Source organism: Amorphus coralli DSM 19760, from assembly GCF_000374525.1.
GTDB classification, from domain to species: Bacteria; Pseudomonadota; Alphaproteobacteria; order Rhizobiales; family Amorphaceae; genus Amorphus; species Amorphus coralli.
In genome coordinates this window covers 397,914-416,965 of sequence record NZ_KB894572.1, presented here as the reverse complement: position 1 = coordinate 416,965, position 19,052 = coordinate 397,914, and the positions used below count along the sequence as shown (strand labels likewise).

Sequence of the window (19,052 nt, the reverse complement as noted above, 5' to 3'; positions counted from 1 at the left end):
CCCCGCGCCCGAAGGCCGGGATCCCACAAAGGAGCCACCGAGAATGCCCGTTGGAGTGACGCTTCCCTTCAGCCGCGAGGAATATGCCAATCGCCTGAAGAAGACGCGCGAGGCCATGTCGGAGCTGGGCGTCGACGTTCTGGTGGTGGTCGACCCGTCCAACATGGCGTGGCTGACCGGTTACGACGGCTGGAGCTTCTACGTGCACCAGGCCGTGCTCGTCTTCCACGACGAGGAGCCGATCTGGTGGGGCCGCAACCAGGACGCCAATGGCGCGCGGCGCCGCGTCTACATGGATGACGACCGGATCATCGGCTATCCGGACGTCTACGTGCAGGCCAAGGACCGCCACCCGATGGACCATCTGGGCGGCGTCATCGCCGACCACGGCTACTCGAAGGCGCGGATCGGGCTCGAGCTGGAGAACTACTACTTCTCCGCCGCCGCCTATCTGGCCCTCAACACCAGCCTGCCGGATGCCAAGGGCGTCGACGCCACCGGCGTCGTCAACTGGCAGCGCGGCCGCAAGTCCGACGCCGAGATCGTCTTCATGCGCCGCGCCGCGCGGATCGTGGAGCGCATGATGCGCGCCGCCATGGACAAGATCGAGGTGGGTCTGCCGAAGAACGAGCTGGTCGCGGAGATCTACCGGGTCGGCATCGAGGGCGCGGCCGAGGCCGACGGCGCCAAGTTCGGCGGCGACTATCCGGCCATCGCGCCCCTGCTGCCGTCGGGCACCGAGGCCGCCGCGCCGCACCTGACCTGGGACGACCGTCCGTTCCGCAAGGGCGAAGGCACCTTCTTCGAGATCGCCGGCTGCTACTGGCGCTACCACGCCCCGCTGTGCCGCACTGTGTTTCTCGGCACACCGCCGGACTCCATCCGGGAGGCGGAGAAGGCGCTCATCGAGGGGCTGGAGGCCGGTCTCGACAAGGCGCGCGCCGGCAACCGGGCCTGCGACGTGGCCAACGCGCTGGCCGACGTGCTGCGCCGCCACGGCATCGAGCGCAGCGCCCGCTGCGGCTACCCGATCGGCCTCTCCTATCCGCCCGACTGGGGCGAGCGCACCATCTCGTTCCGCGAGAGCGACGAGACCATCCTGGAGCCGGGCATGACCTTCCACTTCATGCCGGGCCTGTGGATGCAGGACTGGGGCCTGGAGATCACCGAGAGCATCCTGATCAAGGACAGCGGTCCGGCCGAGTGCCTGGCCAACTATCCGCGAGAAATTTTCGTCAGGGATTAGGTCCGACATCCATCATGCTCGACGAGACCCGCCGGACTCTCTCCGACCTGATCGGGTTCCCGACCGTTTCGGCGGACGGGAACCTGGAGCTGATCGCCTATGCCGCCGCGGCCCTCGACGGGCTCGGCGCGCACACCCGCACGACCCTCGACGAAACCGGCACCAAGGCCAACCTGTTCGCCACCATAGGGCCCGACGTGCCCGGCGGCGTGGTGCTCTCCGGCCACACGGACGTGGTGCCGGCCGACGGCGAATGGACCGACGATCCGTTCACCGCGGTGGAGCGCGACGGACGGATCTACGGGCGCGGCGCCTGCGACATGAAGGGCTTCATTGCCTGCGCGCTGGCTATGGCCCCGGCCTTCGCCGCGGCGCCGCTGAAGCGGCCGGTGCATTTCGCCTTCACCTACGACGAGGAGGTCGGCTGCTTCGGCGCGCGGGCGCTCATGGAGGCGCTCGCCGAGTGGCAGGTGAAGCCGGCGACCTGCATCATCGGCGAGCCGACGCTGATGCGCATCATCGAGGGCCACAAGGGCTGCTACGAGTACACCACCGCCTTCACCGGCGTGCCCGGCCATGCCTCCGAGCCCGACCGCGGCGTCAACACCATCGCCTATGCCGGTCGCTTCCTGGGCAAGCTTGCCGAGATGGAAGGCGCCCTGAAGGCGCGGGCGCCGGATGGCAGCCCGTTCACCCCGCCCTGGACGACGCTGCAGCCCGGCGTCATCCGCGGCGGCATCGCGCGCAACGTCATTCCCGACGCCTGCGAAGTGGAGTGGGAGATGCGGCCGGTGAACGCCGCCGACGCCCGCTTTGCCCTCGACCGGATCCGCTCGTTCCTGGACGAGGAGATCGATCCGGAAATGCGCGCGAAGGCGGCCGAGGCCGGTGTTTCCACGCTGACCGTCGGCGAGGTCGACGGGCTGGAACCCCTGCCCGACTCCGAGGCGCTGGCCCTGGTGCGCGAGCTCACCGGCGGCAACTCCGCCGACGTGGTGTCCTTCGGCACCGAAGCCGGCCTGTTCCAGACCGCCGGCATCTCCACCGTGGTGTGCGGGCCGGGCTCCATCGAGCAGGCGCACAAGCCCGACGAGTTCGTCGCGCTGGAGCAGCTGCAGCTCTGCCTGGACATGCTCGGCCGGCTGGAGCGCAAGCTGTCCGCCTGATTCACGTCCGGCGCGGTTCGCCGACCTCGTAGACGCGGATGTCGCGGTCGCCGATCCCGAGCGCCGGCCACGCATCGCGCCACTCGGCGATGTGGTCGGTGGTGAAATGCCGGTCGAGCGCTGCCTGGTCGCTCCACAATTCCTTGATGTGGACGAGGCCGGGATCGAAGAGGTCCTCGGCGTAGCAGTATTCGTGGCATCCGTCCTCTGCCCGGCTCGCCTCCACCACCCGTTTCATCGCGAGACGGGCGTCGGGCAGGTTCTGGGCGGGAAGACGAATGGTTCCGACGATCAGCAGCATGCCCGAACTATAGGATCGGACGGGGCCGGGCGAAAGCACCGGCATTCCGTTCCGGTTTCGGCGGGCATTACGCGCCGCACCTGATCCGGCGCACGGCCAGCACCGCTCACACCGCCATCGTCGAGCCGGCACCACGCTCGCCGCACACCTTGCGGGCGAGCGTGGCGATCGCCGTGTCCTGGGCGCCAGTGCCCGTGAGGTCACAGATGGTCACATCATCCGGACTCTTGCGGCCCGCAACCTTGCCGGCGACCACGTCGCCCAGCTCCGGCGGCGGCGCGCCGGCCCAGGTGCCGGCTGCAAGCGCTGTCCTGAGTTCGCCCAGCGTCTCGCACTGGCTCACCCGGTCGCAGACATAGAGGTCGGCGGCGGCAAGCGCGGCAGGATCGATCTCGTTCTTCTCGCCCTGGTCGGACCCCATGGCGGTAACGTGCAGTCCCGGATGCAGCCACTCCGCCTTGAGGATCGGGTCGCGCGCCGGCGTCGTCGTCACCACGAGCTGGCTGTCGGCCACAAGCCGCGCCGGATCGGGCTCCGCCCGCGCCTCGATGCCCAGGCGCGCCGCGATGTCGGCGGCGCAGGCCGCCGCCTTGTCGCCGTCGCGGCCCCAGACCAGCATCCGCTCGAAGGGGCGCACCAGATGGGCGGCCTCCATCTGCAGCCGCGCCTGGACGCCGGTGCCCATCACGCCAGCCGTCGTCACCTGCTCGGGCGCCATGTGCTTCGCCGCCACCGCGCCGGCGACGGCCGTGCGCACATCGGTCAGGTAGCCGTTGTCGAGGAACAGCGCCTCGACGAGGCCGGTCTTGGCGGAAAACAGGATCATCAGCCCGTTGAGGCTGGGCAGGCCGAGCTTCGGATTGTCGAAGAAGCCGGGGCTGACCTTGATGGCGAAGCCGTCGAAACCGGGAATGTAGGCGGTCTTCACGTCCACCTCGCCGTTCGCCGCCTCGATCGCCATAGACAGGATCGGCGGCATCACCACGGTGCCGGAGGCAAGCGCGGCGAACGCCGCCTCAACCGTTTCCACCGTGGTCAGGTCCAGCCCGACGGCCTCGCGCAGCTCGCCTTCCGTGACGATCACGATCTCATGCGGCATAGGGCTGTCCTTCAATGGTGAGGTCGCCGAGCGTCACGTCCTGGCCGGTGACGATGCGGGTGAAGACGGTCATGTCGACGCTGCGCCCGGTGATGATGGTGGCAATCGGACCGCGAGCCTCCGGCAGCTTGCCGGCCTGCAGAGCGGCGATACCCACCACGCAGGCGCCCTCGGCCACCAGCCGGTCCTCGAAATAGAGCGTCTGCATGGCCCGGTAGATCTCGTCCTCGGTCACGAGGACGGTGTCGTCGAGATAGTCGCGGCAAAGCTCGAAGGTGAGCGTGTTGTCGAGCCCGATACCGCCGCCCAGCGAGTCCGCCAGGCTCGCCACCTCCTCCACCTCGACCGGATGCCCGGCGGCGAGCGAGGCGTGCATGGCCGCGCCGCGATCCATGGAAATGCCGATCACCCGGGTCTTCGGGCTGATCGTCTTGACCGCGAAGGCGATGCCTGCGGCGAGCCCGCCGCCCGACAGCGGCACCAGCACCATGTCCAGGTCCGGCCGGTCCTCCATCAGTTCGAGCCCGATGGTGCCCTGCCCGGCCACGACGCGCGGATCGTCGAAGGGCGGGATGTCCACCAGCCCCTCCTCCTCGCACAGGCGGCGCGCCTCCACCTGGGCCTCGTCCTGGCTGTGCCCGACGATCCGGACCTCGGCGCCGAGCGCCTTGATGCCGTCGATCTTCGCCTGGGGCACCAGCTCCGACATGCAGATGACGGCGCGCAGGCCCCGGTCGCGCGCGGCATAGGCCACGCCGCGCCCGTGGTTGCCGGTGGAGCAGCAGGTCACGCCTGCCACGCCTTCGGGCAGGCCGAACACGGCGTTGGTGGCGCCGCGCAGCTTGAAGGCGCCGGTCGGCTGGCCGATTTCCAGCTTCAGGAGAAATTCCTGGCCGGCCAGTCCCGTCAGGTACGGCGACGGCACCAGCGGCGTGCGGACGGCGGTTGCCTGGATCCGGCTGCGCGCGGCCAGGATGTCGGCGAGCGTGACGCTCAAGCGGGCCTCCGGTGGGCTCGGGAACGCGGGGCAGCGGCCGGCCCTCCGGCCGCCGGCTCATCAGCCAGAGGATCGGCGCGCGGACCGCCGAGGTCAACGCGGAAGCCGCGGAGATTCCTCTGTTTTCCGCAACGTGGACCGGCCGGCGCGCCCATGTTGCCGGAGGATCTTTCTGGACCGACCGCGCAGCCACCGGACTCGCATGGGGCCGTCATGGGTCTGAGCCCGCCCGCACGGCGTCGCCCCACGGCTGCCCATGGCGCGCGCCCCTACCTGCCTTGCCCCGCCCCCACCGAATGCCGGGCGCAGAAGGCGGTGAGCGCCGCCACGGGTGCTGCGCCCTCGGCGATGTCGGCGGGATCGGTGCCGATCAGCGTGACGGCGGCCTGCGCCTGGCCCTGCCAGTCGAGGATCGGCGCCGATGCGGCCACCAGCCCCGGGATGAAACGCCCGTCGACGGTGGCGTGCCCGGCTGCCCGGATGCGTTCGCCGAGCACCCGCGCGCCCTTCATCGTCGGCTCCATGTCGGCCACCAGCTCCGGGCGTGCCCTGGCGCGCCCCAGCTCACGCTTCAGGAGCGGTGCGGTGACGCTGTCGGGTAGCCAGGCCAGAAAGACCCGGCCGCTGGCCGACGACAGGAGCGGCATCACCGTCCCGAGCCCCAACGACGTCACCACGAACGCCGTGGCCCGCTCCCAGCGCACCACCGTCGGACCGGCATTGCCCCAGACCACGAGCAGCGCCGTCAGGCCTGTGTCCGCGGCGAGCCCGGCCAGGTCGTCGGCGGTGGAATTGACGAAGTCGTGCCGGTTGAGCGCGGAAAGGCCCAGCTCGATGGCGCCGCTCGCCAGGTCGTAGCGCCCCGAGCGGCCTGTCTGGCGCACCAGGCCTGCGTGCTGGAAGGAGGCGAGATAGCGGTGCACCTTGGAGACCGGCATGCCGCACTCGCGGGCGAGATCGGTCAGCGTCGTCGGCCCGTCGAGCCGGCCCATCGCCATCAGAACGCGCAGTGCGGCGTCCAGCGACTGGATGCCGCCGGTTGCGTCTCCGGAGTGCGCCTCGTCGTCCTTCGCCCGTCGGCTCATGTGACCGCCGGCTGCTCGAGATAGGCCTTCAGCGGCGCGGTGGAGGACAGCCCCAGCGCCTCGCCCTTGCGCACGAACATGCCACGCGTCTCGAAGCCCTCCAGCACCACCCGGTCCCCGACGCTGCCGCGATAGGCGAAGCGGACCGCCCGGTCGTGCCACTCCGCACCGGTGACGGCCACGGTCAGCTCGTCGCCGTCGGTCGCCGGCGAGCGAAACTTCGAACCGACTTCGACCAGCCCCATTCCGACGATTCCCAGCTCCGCGCAAAGGTCCTGATGACCCCGCCCGCGGCTGCGCAGCAGCGCGTGGAAGGTCGCGTCGAACCAGCGCAGATAGTTGGGATAGAAGACGATTCCGGCCGGATCGCAGTCGCCGAAGCGGATCACGTACGACGTCTGGAACATGGAACAATCGGTCCTTCTGATTTTCACAATACGCAAGCAATTGCATCAAATGCAATCACGCCCTATGGTCCGGCGCAATGCCGCGTCGTCAATAAGGCATGAGGGAGAACCGCCGTGAAGTCGCTATCGTCCGTCGAGATCCTCGGGGGCGGGCCGGCCGGCCTGCATGCCGGCATTCTTCTCATGGAGGCCTTTCCCGGCGCGCGCGTTCGCGTCACCGAGCAGAACCCCGCCGGGGCGACCTTCGGTTTCGGCGTCGTCTTTTCCGAACAGGCGCTGGACTTCCTCAAAGCGGACGATCCGGCGACGCACGCGCTGATCACGCCGGAGATGGAGCGCTGGTCCAACATGACCCTCGTCCACCGGGGCGAGACGGTGACCATCGACGGGGTCGGCTTCTCCGCCATCGGCCGGCTCGAACTCCTCAAACTCCTGCAGGCGCGCGCCCGCGACGCCGGCGTGGATGTGGCCTTCGACCGGCGCATCGACAGCGTCGACGCCCTTCAGGCGGATCTGATCATCGGCGCCGACGGTCTGAACTCGCTGGTGCGGCAGTCCGACGAGGCCGCCTTCCGCCCGTCCCTCGAGCATTTCGACAATCATTTCGCCTGGTTCGGGACCACGCTCCCCTTCGACACCCTCACCCAGACCTTCCGGCAGACGGATCGCGGCACCTTCAACGCCCACCATTACCGCTACGCGCCGGGCATGAGCACCTTCATCGTCGAGTGCGACGCCGCCACCTTCGAGGCGTACGGGTTCGCCGGCATGGACGAGGCGTCGACCGCGCGCGTCTGCGAGGGGATCTTTGCCGACACGCTGCAGGGACACCCGCTGGTCGCGAACAACTCCATCTGGCGGCGCTTCCCGCGCCTGTGGTGCGAGACCTGGGTCGCCGGCAACCGTGCGCTGCTGGGCGACGCCGTCCACACCGCCCACTACTCCATCGGCTCCGGCACCCGGCTTGCCATGGAAGACGCCATCGCGCTGGTGAAGGCGCTGCGGGCGGAGGAGAGCGTCGATGCGGCGCTCGCCGCCTATCAGGCGGAGCGCCAGCCGATCGCGAAGAAGATCGTCGACGCAGCCAACACCTCCGCGCTTTGGTACGACCGCTTCCCGGAGTGGATGGAGCGCGACCCGCTCGACTTCGCCTTCTCCTACATCACCCGTTCCGGCCGGGTGGACATGGACCGGCTGCGCCGCCTCGCTCCGGGCTTCATGGCGGCCTACGAGGCGCACAAGGCCGGCGCCTCGGCGGGTGTCCCGGCCGCGATTGCCGATCCCGTCACGGATACGCCCGGCGACGCCGAGATCGGCTTTTGCAAGGCCGATCACCCCAATTGCAGCGCGGTCCTGTTCGACAACCTGGCGCGCAATCCCGACGCGGTCGCCGTCACCGGGCCGGCCGGATCGATGACCTACCGCGCGCTGTGTGCCGAGGCATCCCGATGGGGCAACGCGTTCGCCGCCGCCGGGCTCAGGCGCGGCGAGCGCATCGTCTTCTTCCTGGACGACACGCCGGTCTATCCGGCCGCCTTCTTCGGCGCTGTCCGGGCGGGCTTCGTGCCGGTACTCCTGAACACCCAGGCCACGCCAGACCTGCTGCGCTTCTTCGTGGCCGACACCGGTGCCCGGCTGGCCCTCTGCGAAGCCTCGCTGGCGGAGATCTTCCGCGACGACGAAATGCGGGCGAACGGCCTGGAGCGCACCATCCTGGCCAATGGCTCCGGCCCGCTCGATGGCCCCTTCGAGCACGCGGCCGGTTTCCTCGCCGGTCAGCCGGAGACGCTGGCCTGCGCCGACACCGGCCCGGACGACATGGCCTTCTGGATGTACTCGTCCGGCTCCACCGGCCGGCCGAAGGGCATCGTCCACCTTCACCACGACATGGCCTACACCCAGGCGTCCTACGCCACCCACATCCTGGAGCTGTCTCCGGATGACGTCTGCTTCTCCATCCCGAAGATCTTCTTCGCCTACGGCTTCGGCAACGCCTTCACCTTCCCCTTTTCCGTCGGCGCCACCACCGTGCTGATGCCCGGCCGGCCGGAGGCGGAGCGGGTGCTGGATGTCGTCGAGGAGTTCGGGCCCACCGTCCTCTTCGGCCTGCCGACCCTCTACACGGCGCTTGCCCGTGCCGAGAGCGCCGGCCGCCGCGACCTCTCCTCCATCCGGCTCTCGGTCTCGGCGGCGGAAATCCTGTCGGCGGACGTCTTCAACGCCTGGAAGGAGCTGACCGGCAAGGGGCCGGTGGAAGGGCTGGGCTCCACCGAGCTGCTGCACGTCTACCTGTCGAACACCCAGGAGGCACAGCGCCTCGGCTCTGCCGGCAGGCGTGTGCCGGGCTACGAGGTGGTGCTGCGCGATCCCGAGGGTCGCGACAGCGCGCCGGGCGAGGAAGGCGTCATGTGGGTACGCGGCCACTCCTCCGCGCCGCTCTACTGGAACCGGCCGGAAACCACCGGGACGACCATGCGCGGCGACTGGATCTACACCGGCGACCGGTTCGTGGAGGAGGACGGCTTCTACTTCTTCCAGGGCCGCGCCGACGAGCTCATCAAGGTGTCCGGCCAGTGGGTCTGGCCGCTGGAGGTGGAACGCTGCCTTAACGAGCACCCACACGTCCAGGAGTGCGCCGTGCTGGCGCACGAGTTGGAGGACCGGCGCATGACCCTGCGCGCGGTCGTGGCGCTGAGGGCCGGCCACGCGCCCGGTCCGGACGAGACCCGCCTGTTGCAGGACCACGTGAAGGGGGCGCTGATCGCCTACAAATATCCGCGCATCGTCGACTATGTGAGCGAGCTGCCGAAGACCGGCACCGGCAAGATCGACCGGCAGGCGCTCCTGAAGGCCGGCGAAAGCGGATGACGCGGCCCGCCCTGTCCATTCCCACCGACGCGACCCCGGACACCGTCACGGGTTCACGTTTTCCCTGAAATGACGCATGAAGGCGGAGAAGGATCCGCCGTCCCGGCCAGGAGACCAACCGGCGTGCAGCGCACGCCGGGCCATCGCCGGGAGCGAACGCGATGAACGAGGAGACACCGATGCTGTTCGACGTACCGGCCACGCCCGCCGTCCCGGTGAAGGGGGAGGCCTCCGCCTATCCCGTCCACCGCATTTTCTGCGTGGGGCGCAACTACGCCGCCCACGCCGCCGAGATGGGCTTCGAGGTCGACCGCGAGGCACCGTTCTACTTCACCAAGCCGGCCAGCGCGATCGTCCACACCGGCGCGACGATCCCCTACCCGCCGGGCACCCAGAACTACCACTACGAGATGGAGCTGGTGGTCGCCATCGGGAAGCCGGTCTTCAAGGCCGACGAGAAGGAAGCCGCAAGCGCCGTCTACGGCTATGCCGCCGGCCTCGACATGACCCGCCGCGACCTGCAGCTCGCGTCGCGCGAGAAGGGCCGCCCGTGGGACCTCGGCAAGTCCTTCGAGAAGTCCGCCATCATCGGCGAGATCACCAAGGCGGCCGACTATGGCGAGATCGGCCGCCAGCGCATCTGGCTGACCGTCAACGACGAGACCAAGCAGGACTCCCACCTGAAGGACCTGATCTGGAAGGTGCCGGAGCTGATCAGCCACCTCTCCGGCTATTACCACCTGATCCCGGGCGACCTGATCTACACCGGCACGCCGGCGGGCGTCGGCCCGGTCGTCGCCGGCGACGTTCTGGCGGGCGGCATCGACGGCCTCGCCGGGATTTCGCTGACGATCGGTGACCCGGAATGATCTTCCACGGCTACTTCCGCTCCTCGTCGGCCTATCGCTGCCGCATTGCCTTCAACCTGAAGGGCATCGAGGTGGATTTCCGTCCGGTGCACCTGAGGAACGGCGAGCAGAAGTCCGAGGCCTACCGGGAGCTGAACCCGCAGGGGCTGGTCCCGGCCCTGGAGGACGGCGACACGGTGCTCACCCAGTCGCTCGCCATCATCGAGTGGCTGGACGAGACGCACCCCGAACCGAAGCTGCTGCCCGGCGACGCCGTGCAGCGGGCCAAGATCCGCGCCTTCTCGGAGGTCATCGCCTGCGAGATCCATCCGCTCCAGAACCTGCGCGTGCTGCAATACCTCAAGACCGAGCTCGGCCAGGACCAGGCGCGTGCCGACGCATGGTGCCAGCGCTGGATCGGCGACGGGCTTGCCGCCTGCGAGGCGCTGCTCGCCCGCGAACACCGGGGCGGGCCGTACTGCTTCGGCGAGACCCCGACGCTCGCCGACATCTGCCTGGTGCCGCAGGTGTTCTCGGCGGAGCGCTTCGGCGTCGACCTCACCGACATGCCGCGCGTGCGGGCGATCCACGAGGCCTGCGAGGCCCTGCCGGCCTTCGCCGACGCGCATCCGTCGAAGCAGCCCGACGCGGACGCCTGAGGCGCCTGTCTCTGATCCATCGCGATGTCGAGATCGACGGCGGCGCCCCTAGGCGCCGCCGTTTTTCGTGGCCTCCCCGCCGCTCACACGCCGGCCCTCCACGCCCTGCGGCGGCTCAGCCTCCGGGCCCTCCCGGCCCGTTCATCCTTCTGCCAACCGCGACCGCCAGCATGGATCCCCGCGGCACCCGGGCCCTGTCCGCCCGCGTTGACATGAAACATGAATCATGCGTCATAATAGACCCATGCCGGTGCGGCCCGTAAGAGGCCGGCCGGGGTCGGATCGACCGCGCGGGGGAGACGCTTTCCGTCCGCATCGGACGCGCCGCATGGACACCCACAGGGAGGGATTCCAGATGAAACGCCTGATCGCAGCCGCGTCGGCTGCCGCGCTGCTTCTTGCCGGCGCAACCGCCGCTTCCGCCCAGTCCGAGCCGCTGAAGATCGCCCACGTCTACGGCAAGACCGGCGCGCTCGAGGCCTACGGCAAGCAGTCCCATATCGGCCTGATGATGGGGCTGGAATACGCCACCGACGGCACCATGGAAGTGGACGGCCGCACCATCGAGGTCCTGGAGAAGGACACCCAGGGCAAGCCAGACGTCGGCAAGGCGGCGCTGGCCGAGGCCTATGGCGACGACGAGGTCGACATCGCCGTCGGGCCGGTTTCCTCCGGCGTGGCGCTGGCCATGCTGCCGGTCGCAGAGGAATACGAGAAGGTTCTGATCGTCGAGCCTGCGGTCGCCGATTCCATCACCGGCGCCAACCGCAACCGCTACATCTTCCGCACCGGCCGCAACTCCTCCCAGGACGCCATCGCCAACGCCGTCGCGCTGGGCGGCGAGAACGTGAAGATCGCGACGCTGGCCCAGGACTACGCCTTCGGCCGCGACGGCGTCGCCGCCTTCAAGGACGCGCTCGACGGCACCGGCGCCGAGCTGGTGTTCGAGGAATACGTCCCCACCGACACCCAGGACTTCACCGCCTCCGCGCAGCGCATCTTCGACGCGCTGAAGGACGAGGACGGCCGCAAGTTCCTGTTCGTGATCTGGGCCGGCGGCAACAACCCGATCGGCAAGATCAAGGCGATGGCGCCGGAGCGCTTCGACATCGAGATTGCAACGGGCGGCAACATCCTGGCGGCGATGGCCGCCTACAAGGAACTGCCCGGCATGGAAGGCGCCACCTACTACTACTACGAGATCCCCAAGAACCCGATCAACGACTGGCTCGTGGCCGAGCACCAGAAGCGCTATGGCGAGCCGCCGGACTTCTTCACCGCCGGCGGCATGGCGGCGGGTCTGGCCATCGTCGAGGCGGTCCGAAAGACGGGCGGCTCCACCGACACCGACGAGCTGATCGCGGCGATGGAAGGCATGGAGTTCGAGACGCCGAAGGGCACCATGATGTTCCGCAAGGAGGACCATCAGGCGCTCCAGTCCATGTACCACTTCAAGATCGACGTGAAGGACGACGTGCCGTGGGGCATCCCGGTGCTCGTCAAGGAACTGAAGATCGAGGACATGGACATCCCGGTGCGCGACTGAGCCATTCCGGGAAAAGCGGGACCCGGTTCTCCGTCCGAACTTGCGTCGGGAGAACCGGTCGTCCGCTCGCACCCTGCGCCACCCAGGTGGCTCCAGCCCCGGCGGGGCGGCGTCATCGCCCCGCCCCTCCTCCCGCTCCCGCCGCGCGAAGGCCATCCGCCCCATGAGCGAGCATCCGGTCCTTGAGACCCGCGACCTCACCATCCGCTTCGGCGGCCACGTTGCCGTCGATGCCGTCTCGGCCACCTTCGCCCGCGGCAGCCTGACGGCCATCGTCGGCCCGAACGGCGCCGGCAAGACCACCTACTTCAACCTCATTTCCGGCCAGCTCCCCGCCACCCGCGGCCAGGTGCTCCTCAACGGTGAGGACATCACCCGGCTCGGCGTCGCGGAGCGGACCCGCCGGGGCATCGGCCGGGCCTTCCAGCTCACCAACCTGTTTCCGAACCTGACGGTGCGCGAGAATGTGCGCCTGGTGGTACAGGCCAAGGCCAACCGGGGCTTCGACCTCTTCTCCATGGCGGCGCGCCACACCGAGCTCATCGAGAAGGCGGACCACGTGCTCGCCCAGGTGCAGCTCGATGACGTGGCCGATCAGAAGGTCGCGTTCCTGTCGCACGGCAACCAGCGCAAGCTGGAGGTCGCGCTGCTCATCGCGCTCGATCCGGACGTTCTGATGTTCGACGAGCCAACAGCCGGCATGAGCGTCGACGAGGTGCCGGTCATCCTCGACCTCATCACCGCGATGAAGGCCGATCCCGGCCGCACCATCCTGCTGGTGGAGCACAAGATGGACGTCATCCGCTCGCTGGCCGACCGGATCATGGTGCTGCACAACGGCCAGCTCGTCGCCGACGGCGACCCGGCGGAGGTGATCGCATCGCCCATCGTGCAGCAGGCCTATCTCGGCGTGGAGGCGGAGGATGCCTGAGCCGCTGCTGACGCTCGACGGCGTCCACACCCACATCGACCAGTACCACATCCTCCAGGGCGTCACGCTCGAGGTGCCGGCCGGCGGCGTCTCGGTCCTGCTCGGCCGCAACGGGGCCGGCAAGACCACGACGCTGCGCACCATCATGGGCCTCTGGCACGCCTCCTCCGGCACGATCCGGTTCGACGGGCGCGACATCACCGCGCTCGCCACCCCGGACATCGCCCGGCTCGGCATCGCCTACGTGCCGGAGAACATGGGCATCTTCTCCGACCTGACGGTGCGCGAAAACCTGGTGCTCGCCGCCACCTCCGGCCCGCCCGCCTCCGACCGGCTCGACTGGCTGTTCGGCCTGTTCCCGCCGCTGAAGACCTTCTGGGACAGCGCCGCAGGCACGCTGTCCGGCGGCCAGAAGCAGATGCTGTCGATTGCTCGCGCCATCATCGAGCCGCGCCGGCTCGTCCTCGTCGACGAGCCCACCAAGGGTCTGGCGCCGGCCATCATCGTCTCCGTCCGCAAGGCTCTGCAGGAGTTGAAGGAGACCGACACCACCATCCTCCTGGTGGAGCAGAACTTCCAGCTCGCCAGCCGGGTCGGCGACACCGTCTCGGTGATGGACGACGGCCGCATCGTCCATTCCGGCGCCATGGCGGAGCTTGCCGGCGACCGGGACATGCAGGAGCGGCTGATGGGGCTCAGCCTGGAGGCGCACCAGTGAGCGGCACCGCGATCCGCCCGAAGTTCGAACGGCCCAGCCTGTCGGAGATCGCGCGGGAACGCGCGCCGCTGGCGCTCGTGCCGGTGCTGGCGCTTGCCGGCTTCGTCTCCATCGGCAGCTTTCCCACCTGGGTGACGCTCACCGTTGCCGGTCTCGCCATGGGCATGATGATCTTCATCATGGCCTCCGGCCTGACGCTGGTCTTCGGGCTGATGGACGTCATCAATTTCGGCCACGGCGCCTTCGTCACCGTTGGCGCCTTCGTCGGCTTCACCGTGCTCGGCCTGCTGGCCGGCTGGACCTCCGATCCGTCCGTGCTGATCAACCTCGCCGCCGTTTTCCTGGCGATCCTGGCGGCGATGGGGATCACCGGCCTGCTCGGCTACGCCTTCGAGCGGGTCATCGTCATGCCGGTCTACGGCAGCCATCTCAAGCAGATCCTGGTGACGATGGGTGGCCTGATCGTCGCCCAGCAGCTCATCCACGTGATCTGGGGGCCGGACGCGATCCACATCTCCCGACCCGAGACGCTGCAGGGCTCCTACATCGTCGGCACCGCGCTGGTGGAGAAGTACCGGCTGCTCGCCGTCGTCATCGGCCTCGTCCTGTTCGCCGCCATGACCTACATCCTCAACCGCACCAAGATCGGCCTCTTGGTGCGCGCCGGCGTGGAGAACGGCGAGATGGTGGAGGCGCTCGGCTACCGGATCGGCCGGCTCTTCCTCGGCGTGTTCATGGCGGGCTCGGCGCTGGCCGGCCTCGGCGGCGTCATGTGGGGCCTCTACCAGCAGACCATTACCGCCCACATGGGCTCGGAGATCATGGTGCTGGTGTTCATCGTGGTCATCATCGGCGGCCTCGGCTCCGTCGGCGGCTGCTTCATCGGCGCCATGCTGGTCGGGCTCCTGTCCAACTACGCCGCCTTCCTGTTCCCCAAGCTCGCCCTGGTCTCCACCATCGCGCTGATGATGATCGTGCTCATGTGGCGGCCGCAGGGGCTCTACCCGGTCGTGAAGGCGAAGTGAGGCGGCGATGATCACAAGGCTTCTCTCCGGCGACCGTCCCGGCAGCCCGATCCTGGCGATCGTGCTGCTGGCGATCTTCCTCTGTCTCGCCTTCGCGCCCTTCCTGTTTCCCGGCACGCGATCGCTGGAAACCGCGGCGCGCATCTGCATCTTCATCGTGCTGGTGGCGAGCTACGACCTGCTTCTGGGCTACACCGGCATCGTCTCCTTCGCCCACACCATGTTCTTCGGCATCGGCGCCTATGGCGTCGCCATCGCCATTTCCGCCTGGGGGCCGAGCTTCACCTCAATCCTCGTCGGCGGCGCCGCAGGCGTGGCACTGACCATGGTTCTGGCGTTGCTGATCGGCCTCTTCTCGCTGCGGGTGCGCGCGATCTTCTTCGCCATGGTGACGCTTGCCGTCGCCAGCGCCTTCGCCGTTCTGGTCTCGCAGATGTCTTGGCTCACCGGCGGCGAGGACGGGCTCAACTACGCCATCCCGGGCGTCTTCAAGCCGGCCACCAAGCTGATGGACGGGCGCCTCTTCGGCGTCCGCCTCGATGGCAAGCTGCTGCTTTACTATTTCGTCTTCGTCTCCTCGCTGGTCCTGTTCCTGGTGATGCTGCGGATGGTGAACTCGCCCTTCGGCCGCGTGCTGCAGGCGGTGCGCGAGAACGCCTTCCGCGCCGAGGCGATCGGCTACCGGGTCGTGGTCTACCGCACTGCCGCCACCGTTCTGTCGGCCAGCATGGCGGCGCTCGCCGGGGTGCTGATCGCCGTCTGGCTGCGCTACACCGGCCCGGCCACCACCCTATCCTTCGAGATCATGATCGACATCCTGCTGATGGTTGTGATCGGCGGCATGGGCACCATGTACGGGGCCGTGATCGGCGCGACCCTCTTCATCCTAGCGCAGACCTACCTGCAGAACCTGATGGGGGCGGCGTCCGACGCAACATCCGCGATCCCGTTGCTGCCGGATCTTCTCGATCCCGGCCGCTGGCTCCTCTGGCTCGGCGTGCTCTTCATCCTCTCCGTCTACTTCTTCCCCACCGGCATCGTCGGACGCCTGCGCGGGCGCGCCGCGTGAGCGCAGCCTACGGCATGCTGCACGTGCGCGAGGCCGGATCGGGCCGACCGGTCGTGTTCCTGCACGGCTGGAGCTGCCATGGCGGCTTCTTCGACCGGCAGATGGCCGCGCTTGCCGACGGCTTCCACTGCCTCGCTCCCGACCTGCCGGGCCATGGCGAAACCGGCCGCACCGGCCCGGACCTCACCATCGAGGCAGCGGCGGACGCGTGCGCCGGACTGATGCGCTCCCGCGATCTCTCCAACGCCATCGTGGTCGGCTGGTCGATGGGCGCTCACGTCGCCTTCTCGATGATCGAGCGCCATGGCGCGGACCGCATCGGCGGCCTCGTCGTCCTCGACATGACGGCGAAGATCCTCAACGACGAGACCTGGGACTGCGGCATCTTTGGTGGCTTCGATGCCGGCAAGAACGGTCTCGCCCTGCGGCTGATGGCGATGGACTGGCCGACCTATGCCGGCACGCTGACCCAGAACATGTTCGCCGACGGCGTGGCGCCGAAGGACGGCGAGACGGCCGCGCTCCTCGCCGACGTCCGCGCCAACGATCCGGCCATGATGGCCGCCATGTGGGCCTCGCTCGCCGAGCAGGACTTCCGGTCGCTGCTGCCGAACCTCGCCGTGCCGACGCTGCTGGCCCATGGCGCGAAAAGCCGGATCTACGCGCCCGAGGTGGCTGAGCGCCTCGCCGGCATGATCCCGGACGCCCGCATCGAGACATTCGAGAACTCCGGCCACTCGCCGAATCTGGAAGAGCCCGAGCGCTTCGCGGCCGTGCTGCGGGCGTTTTCCGCGACCGTTTAAGCGCTCACATACCGACGTCCTTCACCAGCACCAGCGCCCGGCCGCGGCAGATCTCCTCGCCGCTCTCCGTCCGGCAGACGGTGGCCAGATCGACCAGGTGCTTGTCGGCCCGTACCCGCGTCACCTCCACCGACGCCGTGAGCGTCTCGTCGAACGGGGCCGGCTTCAGGAAGGTCATCTCCTGCTTCAGGTAGTTGGTGCCGAAGCCCGGCAGCTTCACCCCCAGGAGATAGGAAAACAGCGCCCCGATCAGCGGCTCCGGCACCGCCTCGATGGCAAGCCCCGCCTCGCCCAAAAGCCTTGCAAAGGTCTCCGCGTCGGCGCGGCCATAGGCCCGGCTCGTCTCCGCCGTCTCACCGATCTCGATCATGCCGTCCTCCCGAGCGTGCAGGCACCCTGCAGCACGATCTCCCCGTCCGCTTCCCGGCTCACAGCAACGGCGAGCGTGCCGCCCTCCTCCGGCGCGATCCGGATCACCAGCGGCTCGTCGGCGAAGGCGGGGTTGGGAAACATCAGCGTCTGCCCGGCATGGTCGGCCCCAGGCCAGCGCGCGCGCACCAGCGCCCAGACCCGGCTGTAGATCAGCATGCCGTGCGAGACGGTGCGGCCGAAGCGGGTGCGGGCGGAAAAGGTTGGGTTCACGTGGATCGGGTTGTCATCGCCGGACAGCTCGGCGAACAGGTCGAACTCCGCCTGGCTCGGCGTCCAGCGCGCCTCCACGGCGCCTGCGGTCGTGGTGGGGGCGCTCATGCCCGCTCCTTCCTGAGGACGTGCTTCTGGACCTTGCCGGCGGCGGTGCGCGGGAAGTCGTCGACGATGCTGACGTGTTTCGGAACCTTGTAGGCGGCGAGGCGCTCGCGGCACCAGGCGCGCAGCGCATCCGGATCGATGGAGCAGCCGGGCCGGGGCAGCAGGAAGGCGTGGCCGACCTCGCCCCAGGTCTCGTCGTCGACGCCGACGACGATGGCCTCGAGCACCGCTTCGTGGGCCAACAGCACCCGCTCCACCTCGGCCGGATAGACGTTCTCGCCGCCGGAGATGTACATGTCCTTGATCCGGTCGACGATGAAAACGTAGCCGTCGTCGTCGCGCCGCGCGACATCGCCGGTCCGAAGCCAGCCGTCCTCGGTGAAGGCGGCCCGCGTCGCCGCGTCGTTCTCGAAGTAGCCGGGCGTGACATTGGGACCGCGCACCTGCAACTCGCCTTCCCCCTCGCCCTCGATTGCCGTCTCGTCGGGACCGACGATGCGGACCTCCGACAGGATCTGCGCCTTTCCCACCGAGCCGATCTTGGCGGCGGCATGCGCCGGATCCATGAGGAACAGCGTCGGGCCGGTCTCTGTCATGCCCATGCCGTTGCAGACGGCAACGCCCCGGTCGGCGAAGCGCCGGATCAGGGCTGCCGACAGGGGCGCCCCACCACATCCCCAGAAGCGCACGCCGTCGAAGGAGAGCGTCTCGAAGCGCTCCGACAGCGAGATCGCCTGGTAGATGGCCGGCACCCCGAAGAAGTGGGTCAACGCGCCGGCGTCGATGAGATCGAGCACCGCGTCCGGCTCGAATTTCGGCAGCACGTGGCTCATCCCGCCGGAAAGGAACAGCGGCAGGGTCGGCAGGTTGATCCCGGCGGTGTGGAACAGCGGCAGGAAATTGATGGAGATATCGGCGGCGGCGAGGTCGGAGGGCTGGCTGTAGTTGATGGCGTTCGCCCACGCCATGCCGAAGGTGTAGATCACCGCCTTCGGCTCGCCTGTGGTGCCCGACGTGAACAGGAGATACCAGACGTCGCTCGAACGCCGGCGGCCGGGGCCGTACGGACGCCCCGATGCCGAGGCCTGCAGGGCGGCCATGGCGTGGTCGGCTTCCATGCCCTTGTCCATCGCAACGCGCGCCAGCCCCTGGTCCGCGGCCACCGCATTCGCCGTGTCGGCATTGGCGGCATCGTGAAACAGCAGCCGCGCGCCGGAGCGCGCGAGGATCGGACCGATCTCCGCCGGCGGCTGGCGCCAATTGAGCGGCACAAGCACCAGCTCCGCCTTCATGCAGGCGAACAGGAGCACGAAGAAATCCGCCCGGTTGTGGCACAGAACGGCGATCCGCTCGCCCGCCGTCAGCCCGAGACCGGCCAGCGCCTCGGCCAGCCGGTTGGCCCGGCAGTCGACGCCGGCGAAGCTCATCGCACCGCCATTGGCGGCATCGAGGAAGGCGAAGCGATCGGGCGTCAGCTCCGCGCGCTTGGCCGAAAAGTCGGTAACGAAGTCCAAGGGCTCCTCCCCCTCAGTCT

The 19,052-nt window shown here is 68.8% G+C and carries 19 protein-coding genes; 11 read left to right on the top strand and 8 right to left on the bottom strand.

Annotated features, from left to right (window positions below; genetic code table 11):
• The first annotated feature begins 43 nt into the window (after positions 1-43).
• Positions 44-1,246, top strand: coding sequence for an ectoine hydrolase DoeA (gene doeA / locus C507_RS0109850; protein ID WP_018699525.1), 1,203 nt, complete (start codon positions 44-46; stop codon positions 1,244-1,246).
• A 14-nt stretch (positions 1,247-1,260) separates the two neighbouring features.
• A complete protein-coding gene (argE, locus tag C507_RS0109845; RefSeq protein WP_018699524.1) occupies positions 1,261-2,412 on the top strand; it encodes an acetylornithine deacetylase in 1,152 nt (383 codons plus the stop codon).
• A 1-nt stretch (position 2,413) separates the two neighbouring features.
• Here the strand turns inward: argE and C507_RS0109840 are convergent, their stop codons facing one another.
• The 5 genes from C507_RS0109840 to C507_RS20950 form a co-directional block, all read right to left on the bottom strand.
• Positions 2,414-2,713 carry a putative quinol monooxygenase gene (locus C507_RS0109840; protein ID WP_026318983.1) on the bottom strand — a complete coding sequence of 100 codons (300 nt, stop codon included), beginning with the start codon at positions 2,711-2,713 and terminating at the stop codon, positions 2,414-2,416.
• Positions 2,714-2,819: 106 nt separating this feature from the next.
• The gene (locus tag C507_RS0109835) at positions 2,820-3,812 is read right to left on the bottom strand and encodes a cyclodeaminase (RefSeq protein ID WP_018699522.1); all 993 of its coding nucleotides are present in this window, start codon (positions 3,810-3,812) and stop codon (positions 2,820-2,822) included.
• Complete coding sequence (eutB, locus tag C507_RS0109830) at positions 3,802-4,809, bottom strand: hydroxyectoine utilization dehydratase EutB (protein ID WP_018699521.1); 1,008 nt, start codon at positions 4,807-4,809, stop codon at positions 3,802-3,804. Before eutB ends, C507_RS0109835 begins: the two co-directional genes overlap by 11 nt.
• A gap of 269 nt (positions 4,810-5,078) precedes the next feature.
• Positions 5,079-5,894: an IclR family transcriptional regulator gene (locus tag C507_RS0109825; protein ID WP_018699520.1), complete on the bottom strand. Its 816-nt coding sequence runs from the start codon at positions 5,892-5,894 to the stop codon at positions 5,079-5,081.
• Positions 5,891-6,301: an acyl-CoA thioesterase gene (locus C507_RS20950; RefSeq protein WP_018699519.1), complete on the bottom strand. Its 411-nt coding sequence runs from the start codon at positions 6,299-6,301 to the stop codon at positions 5,891-5,893. The genes C507_RS0109825 and C507_RS20950 overlap by 4 nt, the downstream gene beginning before the upstream one ends.
• A gap of 114 nt (positions 6,302-6,415) precedes the next feature.
• Here C507_RS20950 and C507_RS23600 point away from each other — a divergent pair, with 114 nt between their 5' ends.
• The 9 genes from C507_RS23600 (at position 6,416) to C507_RS0109775 (ending at position 16,768) form a co-directional block, all read left to right on the top strand.
• Complete coding sequence (locus tag C507_RS23600) at positions 6,416-9,169, top strand: benzoate-CoA ligase family protein (RefSeq protein WP_018699518.1); 2,754 nt, start codon at positions 6,416-6,418, stop codon at positions 9,167-9,169.
• A 161-nt stretch (positions 9,170-9,330) separates the two neighbouring features.
• Entirely contained in the window at positions 9,331-10,038 is a 708-nt protein-coding gene (locus C507_RS0109810) for a fumarylacetoacetate hydrolase family protein (RefSeq protein ID WP_018699517.1), read from the top strand.
• Positions 10,035-10,676 (top strand): maleylacetoacetate isomerase, encoded by a 642-nt coding sequence (gene maiA / locus C507_RS0109805; protein ID WP_018699516.1) that lies wholly within the window; start codon positions 10,035-10,037, stop codon positions 10,674-10,676. Before C507_RS0109810 ends, maiA begins: the two co-directional genes overlap by 4 nt.
• Before the next feature lie 355 nt (positions 10,677-11,031).
• A complete protein-coding gene (locus C507_RS0109800) occupies positions 11,032-12,222 on the top strand; it encodes a substrate-binding domain-containing protein (RefSeq protein ID WP_018699515.1) in 1,191 nt (396 codons plus the stop codon).
• A 163-nt stretch (positions 12,223-12,385) separates the two neighbouring features.
• Positions 12,386-13,153 carry an ABC transporter ATP-binding protein gene (locus tag C507_RS0109795; RefSeq protein WP_018699514.1) on the top strand — a complete coding sequence of 256 codons (768 nt, stop codon included), beginning with the start codon at positions 12,386-12,388 and terminating at the stop codon, positions 13,151-13,153.
• Positions 13,146-13,871 (top strand): ABC transporter ATP-binding protein, encoded by a 726-nt coding sequence (locus C507_RS0109790; RefSeq protein ID WP_018699513.1) that lies wholly within the window; start codon positions 13,146-13,148, stop codon positions 13,869-13,871. The genes C507_RS0109795 and C507_RS0109790 overlap by 8 nt, the downstream gene beginning before the upstream one ends.
• A complete protein-coding gene (locus C507_RS0109785) occupies positions 13,868-14,896 on the top strand; it encodes a branched-chain amino acid ABC transporter permease (protein ID WP_018699512.1) in 1,029 nt (342 codons plus the stop codon). Before C507_RS0109790 ends, C507_RS0109785 begins: the two co-directional genes overlap by 4 nt.
• A 7-nt stretch (positions 14,897-14,903) precedes the next feature.
• Positions 14,904-15,965 carry a branched-chain amino acid ABC transporter permease gene (locus C507_RS0109780; protein WP_018699511.1) on the top strand — a complete coding sequence of 354 codons (1,062 nt, stop codon included), beginning with the start codon at positions 14,904-14,906 and terminating at the stop codon, positions 15,963-15,965.
• Positions 15,962-16,768: an alpha/beta fold hydrolase gene (locus C507_RS0109775; protein ID WP_051089737.1), complete on the top strand. Its 807-nt coding sequence runs from the start codon at positions 15,962-15,964 to the stop codon at positions 16,766-16,768. The genes C507_RS0109780 and C507_RS0109775 overlap by 4 nt, the downstream gene beginning before the upstream one ends.
• A 4-nt stretch (positions 16,769-16,772) precedes the next feature.
• Here C507_RS0109775 and C507_RS0109770 read toward each other — a convergent pair whose 3' ends face one another.
• The 3 genes from C507_RS0109770 to C507_RS0109760 are packed head-to-tail and all read right to left on the bottom strand — an operon-like array spanning position 16,773 to position 19,032.
• Positions 16,773-17,138, bottom strand: coding sequence for a hotdog family protein (locus tag C507_RS0109770; protein WP_018699509.1), 366 nt, complete (start codon positions 17,136-17,138; stop codon positions 16,773-16,775).
• Entirely contained in the window at positions 17,135-17,518 is a 384-nt protein-coding gene (locus C507_RS0109765) for a MaoC family dehydratase (protein WP_018699508.1), read from the bottom strand. The genes C507_RS0109770 and C507_RS0109765 overlap by 4 nt, the downstream gene beginning before the upstream one ends.
• Positions 17,515-19,032 (bottom strand): AMP-binding protein, encoded by a 1,518-nt coding sequence (locus C507_RS0109760; protein ID WP_018699507.1) that lies wholly within the window; start codon positions 19,030-19,032, stop codon positions 17,515-17,517. The genes C507_RS0109765 and C507_RS0109760 overlap by 4 nt, the downstream gene beginning before the upstream one ends.
• Positions 19,033-19,052: the final 20 nt, after the last annotated feature.

Coding starts and splice junctions, on each gene's coding strand:
- C507_RS0109825 (WP_018699520.1), bottom strand. CDS start 5,894: ATGAGCCGACGGGCGAAGGACGACGAGGCGCACTCCGGAGACGCAACC.
- doeA (WP_018699525.1), top strand. CDS start 44: ATGCCCGTTGGAGTGACGCTTCCCTTCAGCCGCGAGGAATATGCCAAT.
- C507_RS0109790 (WP_018699513.1), top strand. CDS start 13,146: ATGCCTGAGCCGCTGCTGACGCTCGACGGCGTCCACACCCACATCGAC.
- C507_RS0109770 (WP_018699509.1), bottom strand. CDS start 17,138: ATGATCGAGATCGGTGAGACGGCGGAGACGAGCCGGGCCTATGGCCGC.
- argE (WP_018699524.1), top strand. CDS start 1,261: ATGCTCGACGAGACCCGCCGGACTCTCTCCGACCTGATCGGGTTCCCG.
- C507_RS0109795 (WP_018699514.1), top strand. CDS start 12,386: ATGAGCGAGCATCCGGTCCTTGAGACCCGCGACCTCACCATCCGCTTC.
- C507_RS20950 (WP_018699519.1), bottom strand. CDS start 6,301: ATGTTCCAGACGTCGTACGTGATCCGCTTCGGCGACTGCGATCCGGCC.
- C507_RS0109800 (WP_018699515.1), top strand. CDS start 11,032: ATGAAACGCCTGATCGCAGCCGCGTCGGCTGCCGCGCTGCTTCTTGCC.
- maiA (WP_018699516.1), top strand. CDS start 10,035: ATGATCTTCCACGGCTACTTCCGCTCCTCGTCGGCCTATCGCTGCCGC.
- C507_RS0109835 (WP_018699522.1), bottom strand. CDS start 3,812: ATGCCGCATGAGATCGTGATCGTCACGGAAGGCGAGCTGCGCGAGGCC.
- C507_RS0109840 (WP_026318983.1), bottom strand. CDS start 2,713: ATGCTGCTGATCGTCGGAACCATTCGTCTTCCCGCCCAGAACCTGCCC.
- C507_RS0109765 (WP_018699508.1), bottom strand. CDS start 17,518: ATGAGCGCCCCCACCACGACCGCAGGCGCCGTGGAGGCGCGCTGGACG.
- C507_RS0109810 (WP_018699517.1), top strand. CDS start 9,331: ATGAACGAGGAGACACCGATGCTGTTCGACGTACCGGCCACGCCCGCC.
- C507_RS0109780 (WP_018699511.1), top strand. CDS start 14,904: ATGATCACAAGGCTTCTCTCCGGCGACCGTCCCGGCAGCCCGATCCTG.